Source organism: Streptomyces sp. NBC_00009, assembly GCF_045040855.1.
Classification (GTDB): Bacteria; Actinomycetota; Actinomycetes; order Streptomycetales; family Streptomycetaceae; genus Streptomyces; species Streptomyces aureus.
The window spans coordinates 6,145,862-6,165,485 of the sequence record NZ_CP108312.1 but is presented as its reverse complement, the minus strand read 5'-3'; the positions used below and the strand labels follow the sequence as shown (position 1 = coordinate 6,165,485).

Annotated in this window: 17 protein-coding genes; 7 read left to right on the top strand and 10 right to left on the bottom strand. The window is 70.3% G+C overall.

Annotated features, from left to right (window positions below; all coding sequences use genetic code 11):
* Positions 1–15 precede the first annotated feature (15 nt).
* The 4 genes from tal to pgl are packed head-to-tail and all read left to right on the top strand — an operon-like array spanning position 16 to position 4,532.
* Positions 16–1,134 (top strand): transaldolase, encoded by a 1,119-nt coding sequence (gene tal, locus OHA58_RS27810; protein WP_405482154.1) that lies wholly within the window; start codon positions 16–18, stop codon positions 1,132–1,134.
* A gap of 4 nt (positions 1,135–1,138) precedes the next feature.
* The gene (gene zwf / locus OHA58_RS27805) at positions 1,139–2,671 is read left to right on the top strand and encodes a glucose-6-phosphate dehydrogenase (protein ID WP_405482153.1); all 1,533 of its coding nucleotides are present in this window, start codon (positions 1,139–1,141) and stop codon (positions 2,669–2,671) included.
* Positions 2,668–3,753 carry a glucose-6-phosphate dehydrogenase assembly protein OpcA gene (gene opcA / locus OHA58_RS27800; RefSeq protein WP_405482152.1) on the top strand — a complete coding sequence of 362 codons (1,086 nt, stop codon included), beginning with the start codon at positions 2,668–2,670 and terminating at the stop codon, positions 3,751–3,753. Before zwf ends, opcA begins: the two co-directional genes overlap by 4 nt.
* Positions 3,753–4,532 (top strand): 6-phosphogluconolactonase, encoded by a 780-nt coding sequence (gene pgl, locus OHA58_RS27795; RefSeq protein WP_405482151.1) that lies wholly within the window; start codon positions 3,753–3,755, stop codon positions 4,530–4,532. Before opcA ends, pgl begins: the two co-directional genes overlap by 1 nt.
* Before the next feature lie 126 nt (positions 4,533–4,658).
* Here the strand turns inward: pgl and OHA58_RS27790 are convergent, their stop codons facing one another.
* The 5 genes from OHA58_RS27790 to OHA58_RS27770 all read right to left on the bottom strand — a co-directional run bounded on the left by OHA58_RS27790 (position 4,659) and on the right by OHA58_RS27770 (position 11,568).
* Positions 4,659–5,582: a carbohydrate ABC transporter permease gene (locus tag OHA58_RS27790; protein ID WP_405482149.1), complete on the bottom strand. Its 924-nt coding sequence runs from the start codon at positions 5,580–5,582 to the stop codon at positions 4,659–4,661.
* Positions 5,579–6,955, bottom strand: coding sequence for an ABC transporter permease subunit (locus OHA58_RS27785; RefSeq protein ID WP_405482147.1), 1,377 nt, complete (start codon positions 6,953–6,955; stop codon positions 5,579–5,581). Before OHA58_RS27785 ends, OHA58_RS27790 begins: the two co-directional genes overlap by 4 nt.
* A 5-nt stretch (positions 6,956–6,960) precedes the next feature.
* Positions 6,961–8,283, bottom strand: coding sequence for an ABC transporter substrate-binding protein (locus OHA58_RS27780; RefSeq protein WP_405482146.1), 1,323 nt, complete (start codon positions 8,281–8,283; stop codon positions 6,961–6,963).
* Between the two features lie 72 nt (positions 8,284–8,355).
* Complete coding sequence (locus OHA58_RS27775; protein ID WP_405482145.1) at positions 8,356–10,023, bottom strand: glycoside hydrolase family 13 protein; 1,668 nt, start codon at positions 10,021–10,023, stop codon at positions 8,356–8,358.
* A gap of 270 nt (positions 10,024–10,293) precedes the next feature.
* Positions 10,294–11,568 carry an ABC transporter substrate-binding protein gene (locus OHA58_RS27770; protein ID WP_405482144.1) on the bottom strand — a complete coding sequence of 425 codons (1,275 nt, stop codon included), beginning with the start codon at positions 11,566–11,568 and terminating at the stop codon, positions 10,294–10,296.
* Positions 11,569–11,692: 124 nt separating this feature from the next.
* Between OHA58_RS27770 and OHA58_RS27765 the strand changes: the two genes are divergently transcribed.
* From OHA58_RS27765 to OHA58_RS27755, 3 genes are all read left to right on the top strand, one after another.
* Positions 11,693–12,208, top strand: a complete 516-nt coding sequence (locus OHA58_RS27765) for a PadR family transcriptional regulator (protein ID WP_405482142.1) — start codon at positions 11,693–11,695, stop codon at positions 12,206–12,208.
* Positions 12,205–12,963, top strand: coding sequence for an ABC transporter ATP-binding protein (locus OHA58_RS27760; RefSeq protein ID WP_405482140.1), 759 nt, complete (start codon positions 12,205–12,207; stop codon positions 12,961–12,963). The genes OHA58_RS27765 and OHA58_RS27760 overlap by 4 nt, the downstream gene beginning before the upstream one ends.
* Positions 12,964–13,099: 136 nt before the next feature.
* A complete protein-coding gene (locus tag OHA58_RS27755) occupies positions 13,100–15,394 on the top strand; it encodes an ABC transporter permease (protein WP_405482139.1) in 2,295 nt (764 codons plus the stop codon).
* A gap of 33 nt (positions 15,395–15,427) precedes the next feature.
* On the opposite strand, the gene OHA58_RS27750 is transcribed toward OHA58_RS27755, so the two are convergent.
* The 5 genes from OHA58_RS27750 to tpiA all read right to left on the bottom strand — a co-directional run bounded on the left by OHA58_RS27750 (position 15,428) and on the right by tpiA (position 19,624).
* Entirely contained in the window at positions 15,428–15,913 is a 486-nt protein-coding gene (locus OHA58_RS27750; RefSeq protein WP_405482138.1) for a DUF2087 domain-containing protein, read from the bottom strand.
* An 88-nt stretch (positions 15,914–16,001) separates the two neighbouring features.
* Positions 16,002–17,651 carry a glucose-6-phosphate isomerase gene (gene pgi, locus OHA58_RS27745; protein ID WP_405482137.1) on the bottom strand — a complete coding sequence of 550 codons (1,650 nt, stop codon included), beginning with the start codon at positions 17,649–17,651 and terminating at the stop codon, positions 16,002–16,004.
* 156 nt (positions 17,652–17,807) lie between these two features.
* Entirely contained in the window at positions 17,808–18,143 is a 336-nt protein-coding gene (locus tag OHA58_RS27740; RefSeq protein WP_003976875.1) for an RNA polymerase-binding protein RbpA, read from the bottom strand.
* A 204-nt stretch (positions 18,144–18,347) separates the two neighbouring features.
* Positions 18,348–18,578, bottom strand: a complete 231-nt coding sequence (secG, locus tag OHA58_RS27735) for a preprotein translocase subunit SecG (protein WP_362905724.1) — start codon at positions 18,576–18,578, stop codon at positions 18,348–18,350.
* 269 nt (positions 18,579–18,847) lie between these two features.
* Positions 18,848–19,624 carry a triose-phosphate isomerase gene (tpiA, locus tag OHA58_RS27730; protein ID WP_405482134.1) on the bottom strand — a complete coding sequence of 259 codons (777 nt, stop codon included), beginning with the start codon at positions 19,622–19,624 and terminating at the stop codon, positions 18,848–18,850.

The following is a 19,624-nucleotide window of genomic DNA, read 5'->3' as shown; positions in this document are numbered from 1 at the left end:
GGAGATGCATTTTCCATGACAGACGCACTGAAGCGCCTCTCCGAAGAGGGCGTCGCGATCTGGCTGGACGACCTGTCGCGCAAGCGGATCACCTCCGGCAACCTTGCCGAGCTGATCGACCAGCAGCACGTCGTGGGCGTCACGACCAACCCGTCGATCTTCCAGAAGGCGATCTCGCACGGTGACGGTTACGAGCAGCAGCTCGCCGACCTCGCCGCCCGCAAGGTCACCGTCGACGAGGCCATCCGCATGATCACGACGGCGGACGTCCGTGACGCCGCCGACATCCTGCGTCCGGTCTTCGACGCGACCGAGGGCCAGGACGGCCGCGTGTCGATCGAGGTCGATCCGCGCCTTGCCCACAACACGGCGGCCACGATCGCCGAGGCCAAGCAGCTGGCCTGGCTGGTGGACCGCCCGAACACGCTCATCAAGATCCCGGCGACGAAGGCGGGCCTGCCCGCGATCACCGAGGTCATCGGCAAGGGCATCAGCGTGAACGTGACGCTGATCTTCTCGCTGGAGCGCTACCGCGAGGTCATGGACGCGTACCTGGCGGGTCTGGAGAAGGCGAAGGCCGCGGGCCTGGACCTCTCCAAGATCCACTCGGTGGCGTCCTTCTTCGTGTCCCGTGTGGACTCGGAGATCGACAAGCGCCTGGACGCCCTCGGTACCGACGAGGCCAAGGCGCTCAAGGGCAAGGCCGCCCTGGCCAACGCCCGGCTGGCGTACGAGGCGTACGAGGAGGTCTTCTCCTCCGACCGCTTTGCCGCGCTCGACAAGGCGCAGGCCAACAGGCAGCGCCCGCTGTGGGCGTCGACCGGCGTGAAGGACCCGGCGTACAAGGACACCCTGTACGTCGTGGACCTGGTCGCGCCCGGCACCGTCAACACCATGCCGGAGGCCACGCTCGACGCGACCGCCGACCACGGTGAGATCACCGGCAACACGATCGCCGGGACGTACGACCAGTCCCGCACGGAGATCGCGGCTGTCGAGAAGCTCGGCATCTCGTACGACGACGTCGTGCAGGTGCTCGAGGACGAGGGCGTCGACAAGTTCGAGGCGTCCTGGAACGACCTGCTCAAGTCGACCGAGGCGGAGCTCCAGCGCCTCGCCCCTTCGGAGGGCTGAGATCTTGACCCCAGTTCATGGAGCGAACCCGCTCCGTGACGCCGCAGACCGACGGCTCCCGCGTATCGCGGGGCCGTCGGGCCTGGTCATCTTCGGTGTCACGGGCGATTTGTCCCGTAAAAAGCTGATGCCCGCCGTTTATGACCTCGCCAACCGGGGTCTGCTTCCGCCGGGCTTCTCACTGATCGGCTTCGCCCGACGCGAATGGGAGGACGAGGACTTCGCGCAGGAGGTGCACGACGCGGTCAAGGAACACGCGCGTACGCCGTTCCGCGAGGAGGTCTGGCAGCAGCTCGTCCAGGGCATGCGCTTCGTCCAGGGCAACTTCGACGACGACGACGCCTTCGAGCGCCTGAAGACGACGATGCAGGAGCTCGACAAGGCGCAGGGGACGGGCGGCAACTTCGCCTTCTACCTCTCCGTGCCCCCCAAGTTCTTCCCGCAGGTCGTGCAGCAGCTGAAGAAGCACGGCCTCGCGGACGCGCCCGAGGGTTCGTGGCGCCGCGCGGTCATCGAGAAGCCGTTCGGCCACGACCTGGAGTCGGCCAGGGAACTGAACGCGATCGTGCACGAGGTGTTCGCCCCGGACCAGGTGTTCCGGATCGACCACTACCTCGGCAAGGAGACCGTCCAGAACATCCTGGCCCTGCGCTTCGCCAACACCATGTTCGAGCCGATCTGGAACCGGTCGTACGTCGACCACGTGCAGATCACGATGGCCGAGGACATCGGCATCGGCGGCCGCGCCGGCTACTACGACGGCATCGGCGCCGCCCGTGACGTCATCCAGAACCACCTCCTCCAGCTCATGGCGCTCACCGCCATGGAGGAGCCCGCCTCCTTCGACGCGGACGCGCTCGTCGCCGAGAAGGCCAAGGTGTTCGGCGCCGTCCGGCTGCCCAAGGACCTCGGCGCGCACACGGTCCGCGGCCAGTACGCGGCCGGGTGGCAGGGCGGCGAGAAGGCCGTCGGCTACCTCCAGGAAGACGGCATCGACCCCAAGTCGAAGACCGACACCTACGCGGCCATCAAGCTGTCGGTCGACAACCGCCGCTGGGCGGGCGTCCCCTTCTATCTGCGCACCGGCAAGCGCCTCGGCCGCCGCGTCACCGAGATCGCCGTCGTCTTCCAGCGCGCGCCCCACTCCCCCTTCGACCACACGGCGACGGAGGAGCTCGGCCAGAACGCGATCGTCATCCGCGTCCAGCCGGACGAGGGCATCACGGTCCGCTTCGGCTCCAAGGTGCCCGGCACCTCCATGGAGATCCGGGACGTGTCGATGGACTTCGCGTACGGCGAGTCGTTCACGGAGTCGAGCCCGGAGGCGTACGAGCGGCTGATCCTGGACGTCCTGCTCGGCGACTCGAACCTCTTCCCGCGCACGGAGGAGGTCGAGCTGTCCTGGAACATCCTCGACCCGATCGAGAAGTACTGGGACAAGCACGGCAAGCCGGCCCAGTACCCGTCCGGCACGTGGGGGCCCGCCGAGGCGGACGAGATGCTCGCACGAGACGGACGGAGCTGGCGCCGGCCATGAAGATCGACCTCACGGACACCACGTCCAGCAAGATCAACAAGGCGCTCATGGAGGGCCGCCGCTCCATCGGCACCCCCGCCGTCGGCATGGTGCTCACCCTCGTCATCGTGACCGACGAGGAGAACGCCTACGACGCGCTGAAGGCCGCCAACGAGGCGTCCCGCGAGCACCCCTCGCGGACCCTCGTGGTCATCAAGCGCGTCTCCCGTTCGCCGCGCGACCGCACGACGTCGAGGCTCGACGCCGAGGTGCGGGTCGGCGCGGAGGCGGGGACCGGCGAGACGGTCGTCCTGCGGCTGTACGGCGAGGTCATCAACCACGCCCAGTCGGTCGTCCTGCCGCTGCTCCTGCCGGACGCCCCGGTCGTGGCCTGGTGGCCGGTGAACGCGCCGCTCGACCCGGCCAAGGACCCGCTGGGCGCGCTCGCCCAGCGCCGCGTGACGGACACGTACGCGGCGGAGCAGCCCAATGACGAGCTGGAGGCCCGCGCCGGCGCCTACACGCCCGGTGACACGGACCTGTCGTGGACCCGGATCACGCCGTGGCGCTCCATGCTCGCCGCCGCTCTCGACCAGGTGGTCTGCAAGGTCAACTCGGTGGAGGTGGAGGGCGAGGAGTTCAACCCGAGCTGCGAGCTGCTCGCCATGTGGCTCGCGGGCCGGCTCGACGTGCCGGTCAAGCGGTCGCTGTCGTCGGGCCCCGGCCTGACGGCCGTGCGCATGCAGACGGACTGCGGCGCCATCGTGCTCGACCGCCCGGACGGCTCGCTGGCCACGCTGTCGATCCAGGGCCAGCCGGACCGCGCGGTGGCGCTCAAGCGCCGCGAGACGTCCGAGCTGATCGCGGAGGAGCTGCGCCGTCTCGACCCGGACGACACGTACGCGGCCGCGCTGAAGTTCGGCGTGGACCGGCTCGGCGACCCGGCGGACCGGGCGACGGCGACGGACGGGCAGGAGCCCGCGGCCGACGCGGCCGCACCGGCCACCACGTCCGCTCCCGCCCCCGCGAAGAAGGCGGCGGCCAAGAAGGCGCCCGCCAAGTCCGCCGCCAAGAAGTCCGCTTCGAAGGCGGCCGCCAAGTGATGACCACGGCACCCCAGTTGGTGGTGCACCGCGACAAGGAGCTGATGGCGCAGGCCGCCGCGGCCCGGCTCATCACGAAGATCGTGGACGCCCAGGCCGCCCGCGGCTACGCGTCCATCGTCCTGACGGGCGGGCGCAACGGCAACGGACTCCTGGCCGCCCTCTCGGCCGCTCCCGCCCGGGACGCGGTCGACTGGACGCGCCTCGACCTGTGGTGGGGCGACGAGCGGTTCCTGCCGGACGGCGACCCCGAGCGGAACTACACGCAGGCGCGCGAGGCGCTCCTCGACTCGGTGCCGCTGAACCCGGACCGGGTGCACCCGATGCCGGCTTCGGACGGCCCGTACGAGGTGGACGCCGCCGCGCAGGTGTACGCCGCCGAACTGGCCGCCGCAGCGGGGCCGGAGGACCACGGTCCGGTGCCGACGTTCGACGTCCTGATGCTGGGGGTCGGCCCGGACACGCATGTCGCGTCGCTCTTCCCCGAGCTGCCGGCGGTCCGGGAGACCGAGCGCACCGTCGTCGGTGTGCACGGTGCGCCGAAGCCGCCGCCCAACCGCATCTCGCTCACGCTCCCGGCGATCCGGGCCGCGCGCGAGGTGTGGCTGCTCGCGGCGGGCGAGGACAAGGCGGAGGCCGCGGCGATCGCACTGTCCGGCGCGGGCGAGATCCAGGCGCCGGCCGCGGGCGCGTACGGCCGCTCGCGCACGCTGTGGCTGCTCGACTCAGCGGCGGCCTCGCAGCTTCCGCGCTCGCTGTATCCGCCGGCGTCGGCCTGACAGCCGGCGTCGCCGCGGGAACGTACACGCGCCGCGGCCCGGTCCTCCTCCACGAGGACCGGGCCGCGGCGCGTTGCCGCCTGCGGGCAACTCCCGTACGTGAGGGCAACTCTCGTATGCGCGGGCTTACTTGACGGAGCCCGCCATCACCCCCTGCACGAAGTGCCGCTGGAACGCGAAGAACACGACCACCGGAACGACCAGCGAGACAAACGCACCGGGCGCGAGCACATCGATGTTGCTGCCGAACTGCCGGATCTGCGACTGCAGTTCCACGGTCAGCGGCTGCGACGAACTGTCGGCGAAGAGCAGGGCCACCAGCATGTCGTTCCACACCCAGAGGAACTGGAAGATCGCCAGGCTGGCGATGGCCGGACGCCCCACCGGCAGCACGAGCTGCGTGAAGATCCGCCACTCGGTGCCGCCGTCCATCCGCGCCGCCTCCAGCATCTCCTTCGGCATCTCGGCGAAGTAGTTGCGCAGCAGGAAGACGGCGAACGGCAGCCCGTAGGCCACGTGGAAGAGCACCACGCCCGGGATGGTGCCGAACAGGCCAAGGGCACCGAAGAGCTTGGCCACCGGCAGCAGGCCGATCTGCATCGGCACCACGAGAAGCGCCACCACGAGCAGGAACAGCGCGTCCCGGCCTGGGAACTCCAGCCACGCGAAGGCGTACGCGGCGAGGGCCGCGATGACGACGACGAGGACGGTGGCGGGTACCGAGATCAGGACGGTGTTCCAGAACGCCTTCGTCATCCCGGCATTGGCGAGCAGCGCCGAGTAGTTGTCGAAGGAGAGCTGTGCCGGGCTGCTCAGGGAGGTCCACCAGCCGCCGCGCGCGGTGTCCTGGGCGGAGCGCAGCGAGGAGAGGAAGAGGCCGGCGAGCGGGGTGATCCAGATCAGCGCGATGACGACGAGGAACGCCTGGACCAGGCCGCTGCCGAGCCACCGGCCGATCCGGCCCTTGGAGCGGGGGCGTGCGGCGGAGGCGACGGCCGCCCGTTCCTTGTCCGGCGCCACGGCCTGCCGGTCGGGAGTGGTGACGGTCATGACTGACTCCTGCGGAAGCGGCGGACGTTGAACACCATCGCGGGGATCACCAGGAGCAGCAGAAGCATGCCGAGGGCGCTGCCGAGGCCCTGGTTGTTGCCGCCGCCGAAGGAGACGAGCCACATCTGGGTGGCGAGGACCGTGGCGTCCTCCTGCACGGGCCCCGGCGCGATGATGTAGACGAGGTCGAAGACCTTCATCACGTTGATCACCAGGGTCACGAAGACCACGGTGAGGACGGGCGCGAGCAGCGGCACGGTGATCCGGCGGAAGACCTGCCACTCACTGGCGCCGTCCATCCGGGCCGCCTCCAGGGCGTCGCGCGGCAGCGCGGCGAGCCCGGCGCCGATGAGCACCATAGCGAAGCCCGTCCAGATCCACAGATACGCGCCGATGATGGCCGGGGTGACGAGGGCGGGGCCCAGCCAGGAGACGCCCTCGTAGGGCGGCGCGAAGTTCTTCGCGGGCAGCCGCACGGTGTACGTCGCCCCGGGGTCGAGCCCCTTGAAGGCGAAGGAGCCGTCGGCCCCGGTGGTGGCGCTCGCGACCGCCTTCCCGTCCTGCACCGCCTCGACCTTCAGCCGCGGCAGCCCGCTCTCGCCCTTGTCGGTCTTGCCCTGCTCCCCTCCCCCGCCGGGCGTGAAGTCCAGGTAGACGACACCGCGCAGCTCACGCGCGCCGGCCGTCCGCCCGGCCGCCGCATACGCGGGCTCGGCGCCCTTGGGCAGGTCCTTGGGTGCCACACCGACGAGCCCGAGACCGACCGTGTGGCCGGGGGAGGCCGTGGCGGTCGTACGGTACGAGCCGTCGGTGCCCCTGGTCAGGCCCTGACCGTCGCGGGCATGCGCGGTCGGGTAGGAGGAGGTGCCCTTGAAGGCGTCGTGCACGCCGACCACGGCGGCGTTCAGGACCCCCTTGTCGGGGTCCTCGTCGTACGCGAGCCGGAAGATGATGCCCGCGGCGAGGAACGAGACCGCCATGGGCATGAACAGCAGCAGCTTGAACGCGGTGGCCCAGCGGATCTTCTCGACCAGGACGGCGAGGATCAGACCGAGCCCGGTGAGCAGGGCCGGGGCGACGACAACCCAGATGACGCTGTTGCGCAGGGCTTTGAGCGTGGCCGGGTCGCGGAACATCTCGGTGTAGTTGTCGCCGCCGACGAACTTCGTCCCGGAGGCATCGAAGAAGCTGCGGCCCGCCGAGAACAACACGGGGTAGACGACGAGGGCGCCGAGCAGGAGCAGCGCGGGCAGGACGAAGGCGACGGCGACGATCCGCCCGCGGCGCCTGCGGCTGCGAGCTTTCACGGCCGGGGCGCTGTGGGGACTCGGGGGGCCCGAGGTGCTCGGGGCTTCGACGGGAGTGGCGGTCATGGCGATCAGCCCTGGTACGCCTTGGCCGCCGCGGCTTCGAGCTGTTGCGCCGTGGCCTTCGGGTCCGACGGGTCGCGCAGGAAGTCCTGGAGGAGCTTCCACTCACCCATGCCCTTGGTGCCGCCGAAGGCCGCCGGGGCCTGGTCTGACATGTCGAAGCGGACCGAATCCCCGGCGCCGACAAGGGACTTGGCGGTCTCGCGGGTGATGCCGTCGCCGTACGAGGCGAGGTCGAGCTTCTTGTTCGGGGAGAGGAAGCCGCCCGCCTCGGCCCAGACGGCCGCCGCCTCGGGGGTCGCCAGGTACTCCAGGAACTTCATGGCGCCCTTCTGGTTCTTGCCGTCCTTCAGGACGACCGCCGCGTCACCGCCGCTGACCACGGGCGCCTTGCCGCCGTCGACCGGGGGGAAGGGGAAGAAGTCGGCGTCCTGGCCGATCTTCTTGCCGAACTGGTCCTTGGCGACACCGGCCACGAAGTCGCCCTCGTAGACCATGCCTGCCTTGGGCTCGGGCCCGAAGACCTTCTCGACGGAGCCCGGGAAGTCGGTGCTCAGGGCCTGCTTGCGGCCGCCCGCGATCAGCTGCTCGTCCTTGAAGAGCTTGCCGAGGGTGGTGAGCGCCTCGACCACGGACGGGTCGGTCCACTTGATCTCGTGCGCGGCGAGCTGGTCGTACTTCTCGGGCCCGGCCTGCGAGAGGTAGATGTTCTCGAACCAGTCGGTGAGGGTCCAGCCGTCCTGTCCCGCGACAGAGAAGGCGGCGAGGCCCGAGTCGGAGACCGTCCCGCCCGCCTTGAGCATCTCGTCGTACGTCTTCGGGGGCTTGACGCCGGCCTGGTCGAGGGCGTCGGGGCTGTACCAGACGGTCGACTTGTGCGCGGCCTTGAAGTACAGGCCGTAGAGGGAGCCGTCGACGCTGCCGTACTTCTTCCACACGCTCGCGTAGTTGGTGTCGACGGCCTGCTCGGTCGTCTTGGAGAGGGGCTTGAGCCAGCCCTTCTTCGCGAACTGCTGGAGGACGCCGACCTGCGGGACCATCACCACGTCGGGGGCGTTGCCGCCCTCGATCTTGCTGCCGACGACGGTGGAGACGTTGTCACCGGTGGAGACGAACTGGACCTTGGCCCCGGTCTTCTCGCCGAAGGCGTCGAGCACCTTCTGGAAGTTCTTCTGCTCACTGCCGGACCAGACGCCGGCGACGTTGATCGTCTGGCCGCCGAGCGACTTGTCACCACCACCGGCGGTGACCTCGCCACCGCCGCAGGCGGTGGCGCCCATGGCCAGGGTGAGGGCGGTGCAGCTCGCGAGCGTGATACGTCGTCGCATCATCGTTGATGTCCCTTCGGGGGCAAAGGAGTTGACGGGCTGAAGGAGTTGACCGGGTGTCGCATCGGTCGACGGTCAGGGGTTGGTGCAGTCGCTGATCCACCAGGCGGCGGTGGAGCCGGGAAGGACGCCGGTCGGGCACGGCCCGCTGGACAGCAGCGGGGCGCCGGAGACGGGTGCGGGCACCGGGGCGGTACCGAAGTTGACGGCGCAGACGAGGCCGTCGCCGCGGACGAAGGCGAGGACCTCGGGCGGCGTGTCCAGCCAGCGCAGGGTGCCCTCGCCCAACTGGGGCAGCCCGGCGCGCAGTTGGAGGCCGTCGCGGTAGAGGTGCCAGAAGGAGCGGGTGTCGGCGAGCGCGCGGTCGGTGGCGTGCTCGGCGAACCACGCGGGCTGCGGCAGCCACGGCTTGGCGCTCTCGGCCCCGGAGGTGAAGCCGAACGGGGAGCTGTGCCCCGACCACGGCAGCGGCACCCGGCAGCCGTCGCGGATCCGGGCCCGGCTTCCGGTGCGGTGGAAGATCGGGTCGGTAAGGACCTCGTCGGGCAGATCGTCGACCTCGGGAAGGCCGAGCTCCTCGCCCTGGTAGATGTACGCGGCTCCGGGCAGCGCCAGCATCAGCAGCGCCGCGGCCCGGGCGCGAGTGGCGCCGAGACCGCTGCCCTCGGTGCCGGACTCGCCGTACCGGGTGACCGTGCGGACCTGGTCGTGGTTGTTGAGCACCCAGGTGACCGTGGAGCCCGTGCCCGCGATGTCCCGCATCGCCTCGTCGATGACCTTGTGGAAGGCGTCCGCGTCCCAGGGCGCGCCCAACAGGTCGAAGAAGAACGCCTGGTGGAGTTCGTCGGGGCGTACGTACTGGGCGTGTTCGCGGGCGGTCGGCACGGAGACCTCGCCGACGAGGAGGCGCTCGCGGCCGTCACGGGCGGTGTACTCCTCGCACACCGCCCGCCACTGCCGCCACACATCGTGCACCTCGGGCTGGTTCCAGGCGAGGGGGTTGACCGAGTCGCGGGTGCGGGCGTCGGCCTCGGGGTCCGGCGAGTCCGGCAGGTCGGGGTGTTTGAAGAGCCCGGCGGCCACATCGATGCGGAAGCCGTCGACGCCCCGGTCCAGCCAGAACCGCAGCGCGTGCTCGAAATGGGCGCCGACCTCGGGATTGCGCCAGTTCAGGTCCGGCTGCTCGGGCGTGAACATGTGCAGGTACCACCGGCCGGGGGTGCCGTCCGGCTCGGTGACGCGGGTCCAGGCGGGGCCGCCGAACATGGCGTGCCAGTTGTTGGGCGGCTCGTCGCCGTGCGGGCCGCGGCCCTCGGCGAAGTGGAAGCGGGCGCGCGCCGCGCTGCCGGGCTCCGCGGTGAGCGCCTCGCGGAACCAGTCGTGCTCACTGGAGCAGTGGTTGGGGACGATGTCCAGGAGCACCCTGACGCCCAGGCGCCGCGCGTCGGTCATCAGCAGGTCGAACTCGGCGAGGTCGCCGAAGAGCGGGTCCACGTCGCAGTAGTCGGCGACGTCGTAGCCGTGGTCGTGCTGGGGCGAGGGGTAGAAGGGGCTCAGCCAGATGCCGTCGACGCCGAGCTTCTTCAGATACGGCAGCCCTGCCCTGACGCCGGCGAGATCGCCGACGCCGTCCCCAGTGCTGTCCAGAAAGCTGCGGACGTACACCTGATAGATCACTGCGTCCCGCCACCAGTGGTGCGTGTGGAGGCGCGCGAGGCCGTCGCCGGCCGGGGCTGTGAGCATGACCCGTTGACCTGTCTACGTGAAGTGCTGGGAAGTGCGCGAAGACGCGCGAAGGTGCGCGAGGGGGTGTACGGCCGAGAGCCGACGGACCCGAGCGGTTATGCATGCATGTTAAGTAGACGTGTCGCAGGGGTGTCAACGAGTAGGCAGAAAGCGGCGATGAGTTGTGCCGTAATGTCCGGAGTTTTGAGGCCCTTGGAGCCTCTGAGGCCCGCCTCGGATACCTAACATGTAACTAGCCGAGCGAGGCCGGCCCCTGAGAGTCGCGCTTCAGCCCCGGTGCGAGATGTCCGCAAGCTCCCGGGCAAGGCGCCGCACCGCCGCCTCGGGCGTCTGGTGCCCGGTCATGGCGTCATGGACGACGGCCTGCACGGCCAGACTCACCTGGTCGTAGCGAGGGCTCTTGGGGCGCGGCGCCGCCGAGAGCACGCTCGCGCGCAGTGTCGGCAGATACGGGAACTTCCGGACAAGGCCGGGGTCCCGGTAGAGCGCGGCCCGCACGGGCGGCAGCGCGCCGCGCGTGAGCACCTGCCGCTGCACCCGGTCGCTGGTGAGATACGCGATGAGGCGGGCGGCCGAATCGGCGTTGCGCGCATGGGAGTTGACGGCTAGGTTCGAGCCGCCGAGCACACTCATCCCGGGCCCGTCGGGCCCCGGCAGCGGTACGGCGCCGACCTTCCCCGCGACCTCGGAGTTCCGGCCGGACGCGCTCACGTACGCGTACGGCCAGTTACGCAGGAAGAGCAGCCGGCCGGACTGGAAGGCCTGCCGGGACTCCTCCTCCTTGTACGTCAGGGCCTGCTTCGGGATCCAGCCCTCGCGCACCCCGCGGGCGAGGAAACCGATGCCCTCGCGGGCCGCCGTGGAGTTCACGGTGACGCGCTCGCCCTCGTCGCCGAGGATCGTGCCACCCGCCGAGTAGACGGCCTCGGCAGCGTTGACGGTGAGCCCTTCGTAGGGCAGGAACTGACCCGCGTATCCGTCGAGTCCGTACTTGGGGGCGATGGTCCTCGCCGCCCGTTCCAGCTCGGCCCAGGTGCGCGGCGGCGCGACGTCCTCCTTGGCCAGGACGTCCTTGCGGTACAGGAGCAGCCCGGCGTTGGTGACGTAGGGCACCGCGTACAGCTTTCCGTCGTACGTCGCCGTGTCCACGACCGGCGGCAGGAAGCTCTTCAGCGGGAAGCGGTCGCGCCGCAGCGGGGAGATCCAGCCCGCGGCGGCGAACTCCGAGGTCCAGGCGACATCGATGTTGAGCACGTCGAAGCGGCTGTCGCCCGAGCGCAGATCGGTGGCCATCTGCGCGTGGGTCTCGTCGGCGGAGTCCGGGAGTTCGACGAGGGTGACCTTCTCGCCGGGGTGTGTGCGGTTCCAGCCTTCGAGCAGCGGGCCCAGATAGCCGGTGAGGTCTCCCGCGGTCGCCAGCGTGAGGGGGCCGCGCCCGCCGCCACGCGCCCCGTCGGCGGCCTGGGTTCCCGAGGTGACGTACCCGGCCAGGACCACGGCGGCAACGAGGAGGCCCCTACCCGCGGCACGTATCCACCGCATAGGTTCCTCCCTGTACACCGGCGCCCGGCACCTTCGCCATGCGTCAGGGGCCATGTATACCCGTTAGGTATGGGCGATACTAGGGCCTGGAGCACAATACGAGGATGCGAGGAGGAGAGCACGAGTGCGGCTGCCCCTCCTGGCTCTCCTGGCCCGCGGACCGGCCCATGGCTACGAGCTCAAGCAGGACCTTGAGCAACTCCTCGGCTCCGCGTACCCTCAGCCGAACGTCGGCCAGATATACGTCACGCTCGGCCGCCTCGAGAAGTCGGGACTGATCGAGGGCGAGGAAGTCGAGCAGTCGAGCCGGCCCAACAAGAAGATCTACCACCTCACCGATGCCGGGCGCGAAGCGCTGCACGCCTGGTACGAGGAGACGGCGGACGAGCCGCGGGTACGGGACGAGTTCTTCATGAAGCTCGCGCTCGCCCCGCAGACCGGTCTCGCCGACCAGATCGCCCTGATCAACAAGCAGCGGCGCCAGTACCTCAACACCATGCGCACCCTGTCGAAGCTGTCCGCGGCCGAGAATCGGGACAACCGCATCTCCCATCTGCTGATCGAGGGCGCGATGCTGCATCTGCAGGCCGATCTCGACTGGCTCGAGCGGTGCCAGGAAGAGCTGGAGGAGCTGGAGTGAACGACAGCCCTTCTGCTCTGCCTCCCCTGCTTGAGGCCGAGGGCCTGGTCAAGACCCACTACGGCGAGGGCTCTCCCGCCTATGCCGTACGTGGTGTCGATCTCTGCGTACGGCAGGGCGAGTTCGTCGCCGTCACCGGACCTTCCGGCGCCGGGAAGTCGACACTGCTGCATCTGCTCGGCGGGCTCCAGCGGCCGGACAGTGGCAGCATCCGCCTCGGCGGCGAGTCCACCGACTCCTACAGCGAGGCGCGCTGGGCGGTGGAGCGCCGGCGCCGGATCGGCATCGTCTTCCAGTTCTTCAACCTCGTCTCCAACCTGTCGGTAGCCGACAATGTCGAGCTGCCCGCGCTGCTCGCCGGGACCTCGCCGAAGCAGGCGCGCGCCGAGCGCGAGAAGCTCCTGGCCGAGCTGGGCTTGGAGGGCAAGGAGCGCAGCATGCCGGGCGAGCTGTCCGGCGGCGAGCAGCAGCGCGTCGCGCTGGCCCGGGCCCTGGTCAACCACCCGTCCCTGCTCCTCGCCGACGAGCCCGCAGGCAGCCTGGACAGCAAGGGAAGGCGCGAGGTGATGCGCCTGCTGTCCCGCTTCCACCAACGCGGTCAGACGATTGTGCTGGTCACCCATGACGCACGGCTCGCGAGCGCCGCGGACCGGGTGATCAGCTTCTTCGACGGCCGGATAGCCGACGACGCCGAGCTGGGCGGCACACCGCCACGCGGCACCGGCATCTCCGGCGTACTGGAACTGAAGGACTGACCCCAGGTGCCCACCCACCCCCCGACGAGCCACTCCGCCGCGCCCGGCCACCCACCGACGAGCCCCCGGGCCGTGCGTAGCCTGCTGAAGGCGCGCCGCCCCGTCGTACGCGATCTCGGGCCGAGGGGCTGAGGGCGTGCGGGCCACCCTGCGCTGGGCGCATGCCGATCTGCGTACGCATCGTGGTGAGGCGCTGTTCATCGTGCTCGCCACCGCCGGGATCGTCACCTCGCTGCTCCTCGCCGCGGCCCTCTTCGGGTACGCCACCAACCCCTGGCAGCGCGTCTTCGCCCAGTCCCGGGGCGCCCATGTGTGGATCCACACCGGAGCCTCCAGCGACGCGGGCAGCCTGGCGCGGCTTGCCGGCGTCGAGTCCGTCTCGGGGCCGTACCGGAGCGCCGCGGCGACCGTCGAGTCACGCGGCACCCGAGCCTCCGTCGAACTGCGCGGCGCCGCCGGCGGGCCACCCACCACCGGGCGCCCGCTGCTCACCTCGGGCCGCTGGCTGGACCCGGGCACACCGGACGGAGTCGTCCTCGAACGCGGCCTCGCCCGCGCGCTGTGGGCCGAGCCCGGCGACACCCTGACGCTGCCCGGCACCGCGCGGACCCTGACCGTTCTCGGCATCGCCGAAAGCGCCGAGCCCGGCTACAGCCCCGGGGAGCGGTCCGGCCTCGTCTGGGCGCCACCGTCCGTCGTCCGGCGGACCGACGGGCGCGCGGGCCAGGTCATCGGGCTGCGCCTCGCCGACCCCGACGACACGGACTACGCGGTGCAACGCGCCGTCACGACCCTGGGCGCCGGAGCGGTCACCCAGGTCTCCAACTGGCAACAGGCCCGCGCCGAGGCGCAGGGCGGCAACCGGCTGCTCGGCCAGGTGCTCGGCCTCTTCGGCCTGGGCGCCCTGGTCGCCGCCGCGCTCGCCGTGTACGGCGCCATCGAAACCCGTATCCGCGGCCATCTGCGCGACATCTCGGTCCTGAAGGCCATCGGCTTCACGCCCGCCCAGGTGGTGCGCATCTTCCTCATCCAGCACCTGGCGTACGCCCTGCTCGGGGCCGCGGTGGCCACGGCCCTCACCCAGACGCTGGGCAGCCGCGTCCCGGGACGGCTCGGCGACGCGGTCGGCATGTGGCAGGGGCTGCCGGGGCACACGACGGCCCTGTTCGGGGTGCCGGCGGCCGCGGTGCTGTTCATCGGTGCCATGACGGGACTCGCCGCGTGGCGGGCCGGGCGGGTGCCTTCGGCGCCGGTGCTGCGGGCCGCGGCGCCGCCGGGCGGACGCCTGTCCGGCGTGGCGCGCGGGGCACTGGGGCTGCGGCTGCCGCCCGCGCTGGTCCTCGGCTGGCACAAGGCGTTCACGCGGCGGCCGCGCTCGCTGTCCACCATCGCCCGCCTCGCGCTACCGCTGCTCCTGATCGTGGTCGCCCTGAGCGCCTGGACGACCATCGACCGGTTTCACGACGAGCCGCAGCAGCTCGGCCTCGCCGCCGCGCTCACCGCCCGCGCCGACGAGGGCCTGGGCGATTCCGGGGCACGGGCCCTGCTCGCCGGGAACCGGCAGGTCGCCGCCGTCCATCCGGGCATCGAGGTGACGGCCCTCGTCCCGGGCCAGACCGGCACGATCGCGCTGCGCGGCCTGGGCACGAACCGGAACCCGTACCCCTTCACGCTGGCCGAGGGCCGCCCGGCGCGCGGCCCCGACGAGGCGGTGGCCGGACAGGGGCTCCTCGACGCGCTGGACGTACGCGTCGGTGACTGGGTGCGGATGACGGTGGGCGGGCGCCCTCAGATACTGCACATCGTGGGCCGCAACATCGAGCCGGAGAACGGTGGCCGGACCATCTCCACCTCGCTCGACACACTGCGGGAGAACGATCCGCAGCTGCGGCCCACGCTCTACCAGCTCCAGTTGCGCCCCGGCGCGGATCCCGCCGAGGTCGGTGCCGAGCTGGCGGAGTCCTCACGGGGACGCCTTGACGTCCACTCCGTGACCAACCCGGCCAACGGGCTCTCGCCGCTGCGCGGAGTGGTCATCGGGCTGATCGCCGTCCTCGCCCTGATCGGGCTCATCGAGCTGCTGACCGCGATCGGCGGCACGGTGCGCGAAGGGGAACGGGATCTGCTCGCCCTCAAGGCGATCGGCCTGTCGCCACGGCAGATCACGGCGGTCGCGGTGACGGCGACGGGGTGCACCGCCCTGGCCGCCGCGCTCACCGGTACGGCCCTTGGTCTGCCCCTCGGGCACTGGCTGATCGACGCCCAGGGACGGTCGAGCGGCATCGGCGCCGGAATCGCCCGGTCGCCGTCCCCCGCTCTGCTCGTGCTGTTCGGCGCGGCCGCGGTTCTCGGTGCCGCCGCGCTGGCCGCGCTCCCGGCGGCGCGGGCGGCCCGGCGCCGCCTCGCGGACACGCTGAGCGCGGTCACCTGACGCCTCGGGCCGCTGCGGCTGCGTGCCCCGGGCCTACGCGGCCGCGCGACGGTAGCTGCTGCCGTCCCGCTCCCGTACGAGCAGGCCGTCGCTGACGCAGTATCTGCGCAGCGCGGACGTGTCCTCGTGGACCGTGCGGAAGGCCTCGTTGACCTCGCCCTCGGTGTAGGTACGCCGGGCGTCGAAGAGCGTTCCCGTGAGGTGGACGAGGAGCTCGTGGCGCACCGTGGAGCGGACCGGGATCGACGTGAGGCGGCCCTGGGCGAAGAATCCCGTGAGGCGGCGCGGAACGGCGGGGTGTGCCTCGGCCGGGCGGTCGCGCTCGCGGCGGAACACGGCAGGGTCCGCCCACAGCGAGCCGTCGGGCCGGCGCTCGACGAGGCCCGCCGCGACGAGGCGCCCCAGATGCTTGCGGGCGGCGGCGGAGTCCTCGTGGCGCGGCGGCAGCTCGTCGAGCACGATCCGCGCGTACAGCTTCAGTCGTTCGGGGTCGGCGAGCGCGGCCATGAGCTGGTCCATGGGGTCCTCCCGGCAGGTGACAGAACCGGAGCAGTGTCACCCGCCGGAAGGCGGCCACGCATCCCAATTAGGCCCCGTCGGTGACGTTCTAACGGCCGCGCAGCTCCCGGTACTTGGCCACGAGGGCCTGGGTGGACCCGTCGAGCCCGGGCACGTCCGCACCCTCCGTCAGGGCGGGTTCGATGCGCTTGGCGAGGACCTTGCCGAGTTCGACGCCCCACTGGTCGAAGGAGTCGATGTTCCAGACGGCGCCCTGGACGAACACCTTGTGCTCGTAGAGGGCGATGAGCTGGCCGAGGACGAACGGCGTGAGCCTCTTCGCGAGGATCGTCGTCGTCGGGTGGTTGCCCTGGAACGTCTTGTGCGGCACGAGCTCCTCGGGCACACCCTCGGCGCGGACCTCGGCCGGGGTCTTGCCGAAGGCGAGGGCCTGCGTCTGCGCGAAGAAGTTGGCCATCAACAGGTCGTGCTGTGCGACGAGTCCCGGCAGCAGGTCCGCCACGGGCTCGGCGAACCCGATGAAGTCCGCCGGGATCAACTTCGTTCCCTGGTGGATCAGTTGGTAGTAGGCGTGCTGCCCGTTGGTGCCGGGGGTGCCCCAGACGACCGGGCCCGTCTGCCAGTCCACCGGGCGGCCCTCGCGGTCCACCGACTTGCCGTTGGACTCCATGTCGAGCTGCTGGAGATAGGCGGTGAACTTGGACAGGTAGTGCGAGTACGGCAGCACCGCATGCGACTGCGCGTCGTGGAAGTTGCCGTACCAGATGCCCAACAGGCCAAGGATCAACGGCCCGTTGGACTCGGCGGGCGCGGTGCGGAAGTGCTCGTCGACGAGGTGGAACCCGTCGAGCATCTCGCGGAACGCGTCCGGGCCGATCGCGATCATCAACGACAGACCGATCGCCGAGTCGAACGAGTAGCGGCCACCGACCCAGTCCCAGAACTCGAACATGTTGGCCGTGTCGATACCGAACTCGGAGACCTTCTCGGCATTCGTCGACAGGGCCACGAAGTGCTTGGCCACGGCCTCCTGACCGGCCCTCAGACCGGTGAGGAGCCAGCTGCGCGCGGAGGTCGCGTTGGTGATCGTCTCGATGGTCGTGAACGTCTTCGAGGCGATGATGAACAGCGTCTCGGCCGGGTCGAGGTCACGGACGGCCTCGTGCAGGTCGGCGCCGTCCACGTTCGACACGAAACGGACCGTCAAGTCCCGGTCCGTGAAGGAGCGAAGCACCTCGTACGCCATCGCCGGGCCGAGGTCGGAGCCGCCGATGCCGATGTTCACGACGTTCTTGATGCGCTTGCCGGTGTGGCCCGTCCACTCCCCCGAACGGACCTTGCCCGCGAAGACGGCCATCTTGTCCAGCACGGCATGCACCTGCGGGACGACATCGACACCGTCGACCTCGATCACCGCGTCACGCGGGCCCCGCAGCGCCGTGTGCAGCACGGCCCGGTCCTCGGTCGTATTGATCTTCTCGCCGCGGAACATGGCATCCCGCAGCCCGAAGACGTCGGTCGCGGCGGCGAGCTCGCGCAGCAGGCGCAGCGTCTCGTCCGTGACGAGGTGCTTGGAGTAGTCGACGTGCAGGTCGCCGACCTGGAGTGTGTAGTCGGAGCCGCGCGCCGGATCGGCGGCGAACAGCTCACGCAGCTGCACGTCTCCGAGTTCTTCCCGGTGCTTGGCGAGCGCCGTCCACTCGGGCATCTGATTCAGCCTACGGCTTTCTGCGTTCATCTCGGACTTCAGCCTTCTCTCGTACCTGAGTACGTACCTTGCCCCACTGCTTGACCAACCTAATGGAGCAGGGCCCGGTATACGGCATCTGTCCGGACCGCTACGGCCGAACGAGTCCGGCCGGACACTTGGGTGTGTCCGGCCGGTGCTCAAGTCCTAGATCTCGCCCCGCAGTTTGGCGAGCGCCTCCGCGAGGATCGCCTCGCCGTCCGCGTCACTGCGCCGCTCGCGCACATACGCGAGGTGCGTCTTGTAGGGCTCGGTGCGCGGCGGGTCCGGCGGGTTGTCCCGGTCCTGCCCGGCAGGGAAGCCGCAGCGCGGACAGTCCCAAGTCTCCGGCACCTGCGCGTCGGAGGCGAAGCTCGGCTGCGTCTCGTGCCCGTTGGAGCACCAGAAGGAGATGCGCAGACGCGGCGCGGACTCGCCGCGCTCGGCCTCGCCCATCGGCCCCGCCCCGACCCGACTTCCTCGGATCGCGTTGCCACTTGCCACGGTCGTAACTCCCTGCGTGATGGTGCCGCGGAGCTTGTCGGCGTCTCACTCCGCCGCGGGCGCCTCAGTCTACGTAAGGCCCAACGCGCGTCCAGTGATTGGAGTTACATCCCCGCCCCTAGACGCAAGCCCCATGATAGGCCGCGCCGGAGGGCGCGTACCGAACATGGGGCCTTATGTGCGCGATGTGCAGGTGTGACGGCGTCAGTTGTTGACCTTCATGAGCAGGCCGAGCACGACAATGCACGCGAACCACAGCAGAGCGAGCACGATGGTGATGCGGTCCAGGTTGCGCTCGGCGACCGACGAGCCGCCGACGGACGACTGCATGCCGCCACCGAACATGTCGGAGAGACCGCCACCCTTTCCCTTGTGCATCAGCACAAGGAGCATCAGCAGCAGGCTGAAGACGATCAGGGCGATCGAGAACCCCATAACCACGGCTGGTCCCTACTTCCTGGCAATTCTCTCGGACTGAACTGATACGTACTGCGATGTATCCGTACTGCGATGTATACGTGCTGCGGGGGCCCGGTGGAAAGCCACCCGGCCCCCGCAAGGGTACGACGTAACGCCGCTACCGCCTACTCGCAACCTGTTCGTTCGCCTCCGGGGCGCTCTGTGTCGGTGTCGAGTGGCCGACCGTGCTCAACCCTTCGGGCCTCCGCGCGCTCGCCCTCTCGACACCGACGCGCCCCTGCGGCTCACTGGTCGCGGAACCGGATGATCTTGACGAACTCCTCGGCGTCGAGCGCCGCGCCGCCGACGAGGGCGCCGTCGACGTCGGGCTTCGACATGATCTCCGCGACGTTCCCGGACTTCACCGAGCCGCCGTACTGGATGCGGACCTTGTCGGCCAGCTCCTGGGAGTACAGCTCGGCGAGCTTGCCGCGGATCGCCCCGCAGACCTCCTGGGCGTCGTCGGCGCCGCAGACCTTGCCGGTGCCGATCGCCCAGACCGGCTCGTACGCGATCACGACGGTCTCGGCCTGCTCGGCCGGGATGTCCTTGAGACCGCCCTCGACCTGCGACAGCGTGTGCGCGACGTGGCTGCCCGCCTCGCGGACGTGGAGCTCCTCGCCGACGCACAGGATCGGGGTCAGGCCGTGCTTGAAGGCGGCCTTCACCTTGGCGTTGCAGACCTCGTCGGTCTCGTCGTGGTACTGCCGGCGCTCGGAGTGGCCGACCGCCACGTACATGCACTTGAGCTTGGCGAGCATCGGGCCCGAGATCTCACCGGTGTAGGCACCGGAGTCGTGGGCCGAGATGTCCTGGGCGCCGTACTTGATCTTGAGCTTGTCGCCGTCGACCAGGGTCTGTACGGAGCGCAGGTCGGTGAAGGGCGGCAGGACCGCGACCTCGACGGCGTCGTAGTCCTTGTCGGCCAGCGCGAAGGCGAGCTTCTGGACGTGGGCGATGGCCTCGAGGTGGTTGAGGTTCATCTTCCAGTTGCCCGCCATCAGCGGCGTGCGGGTGGTCAT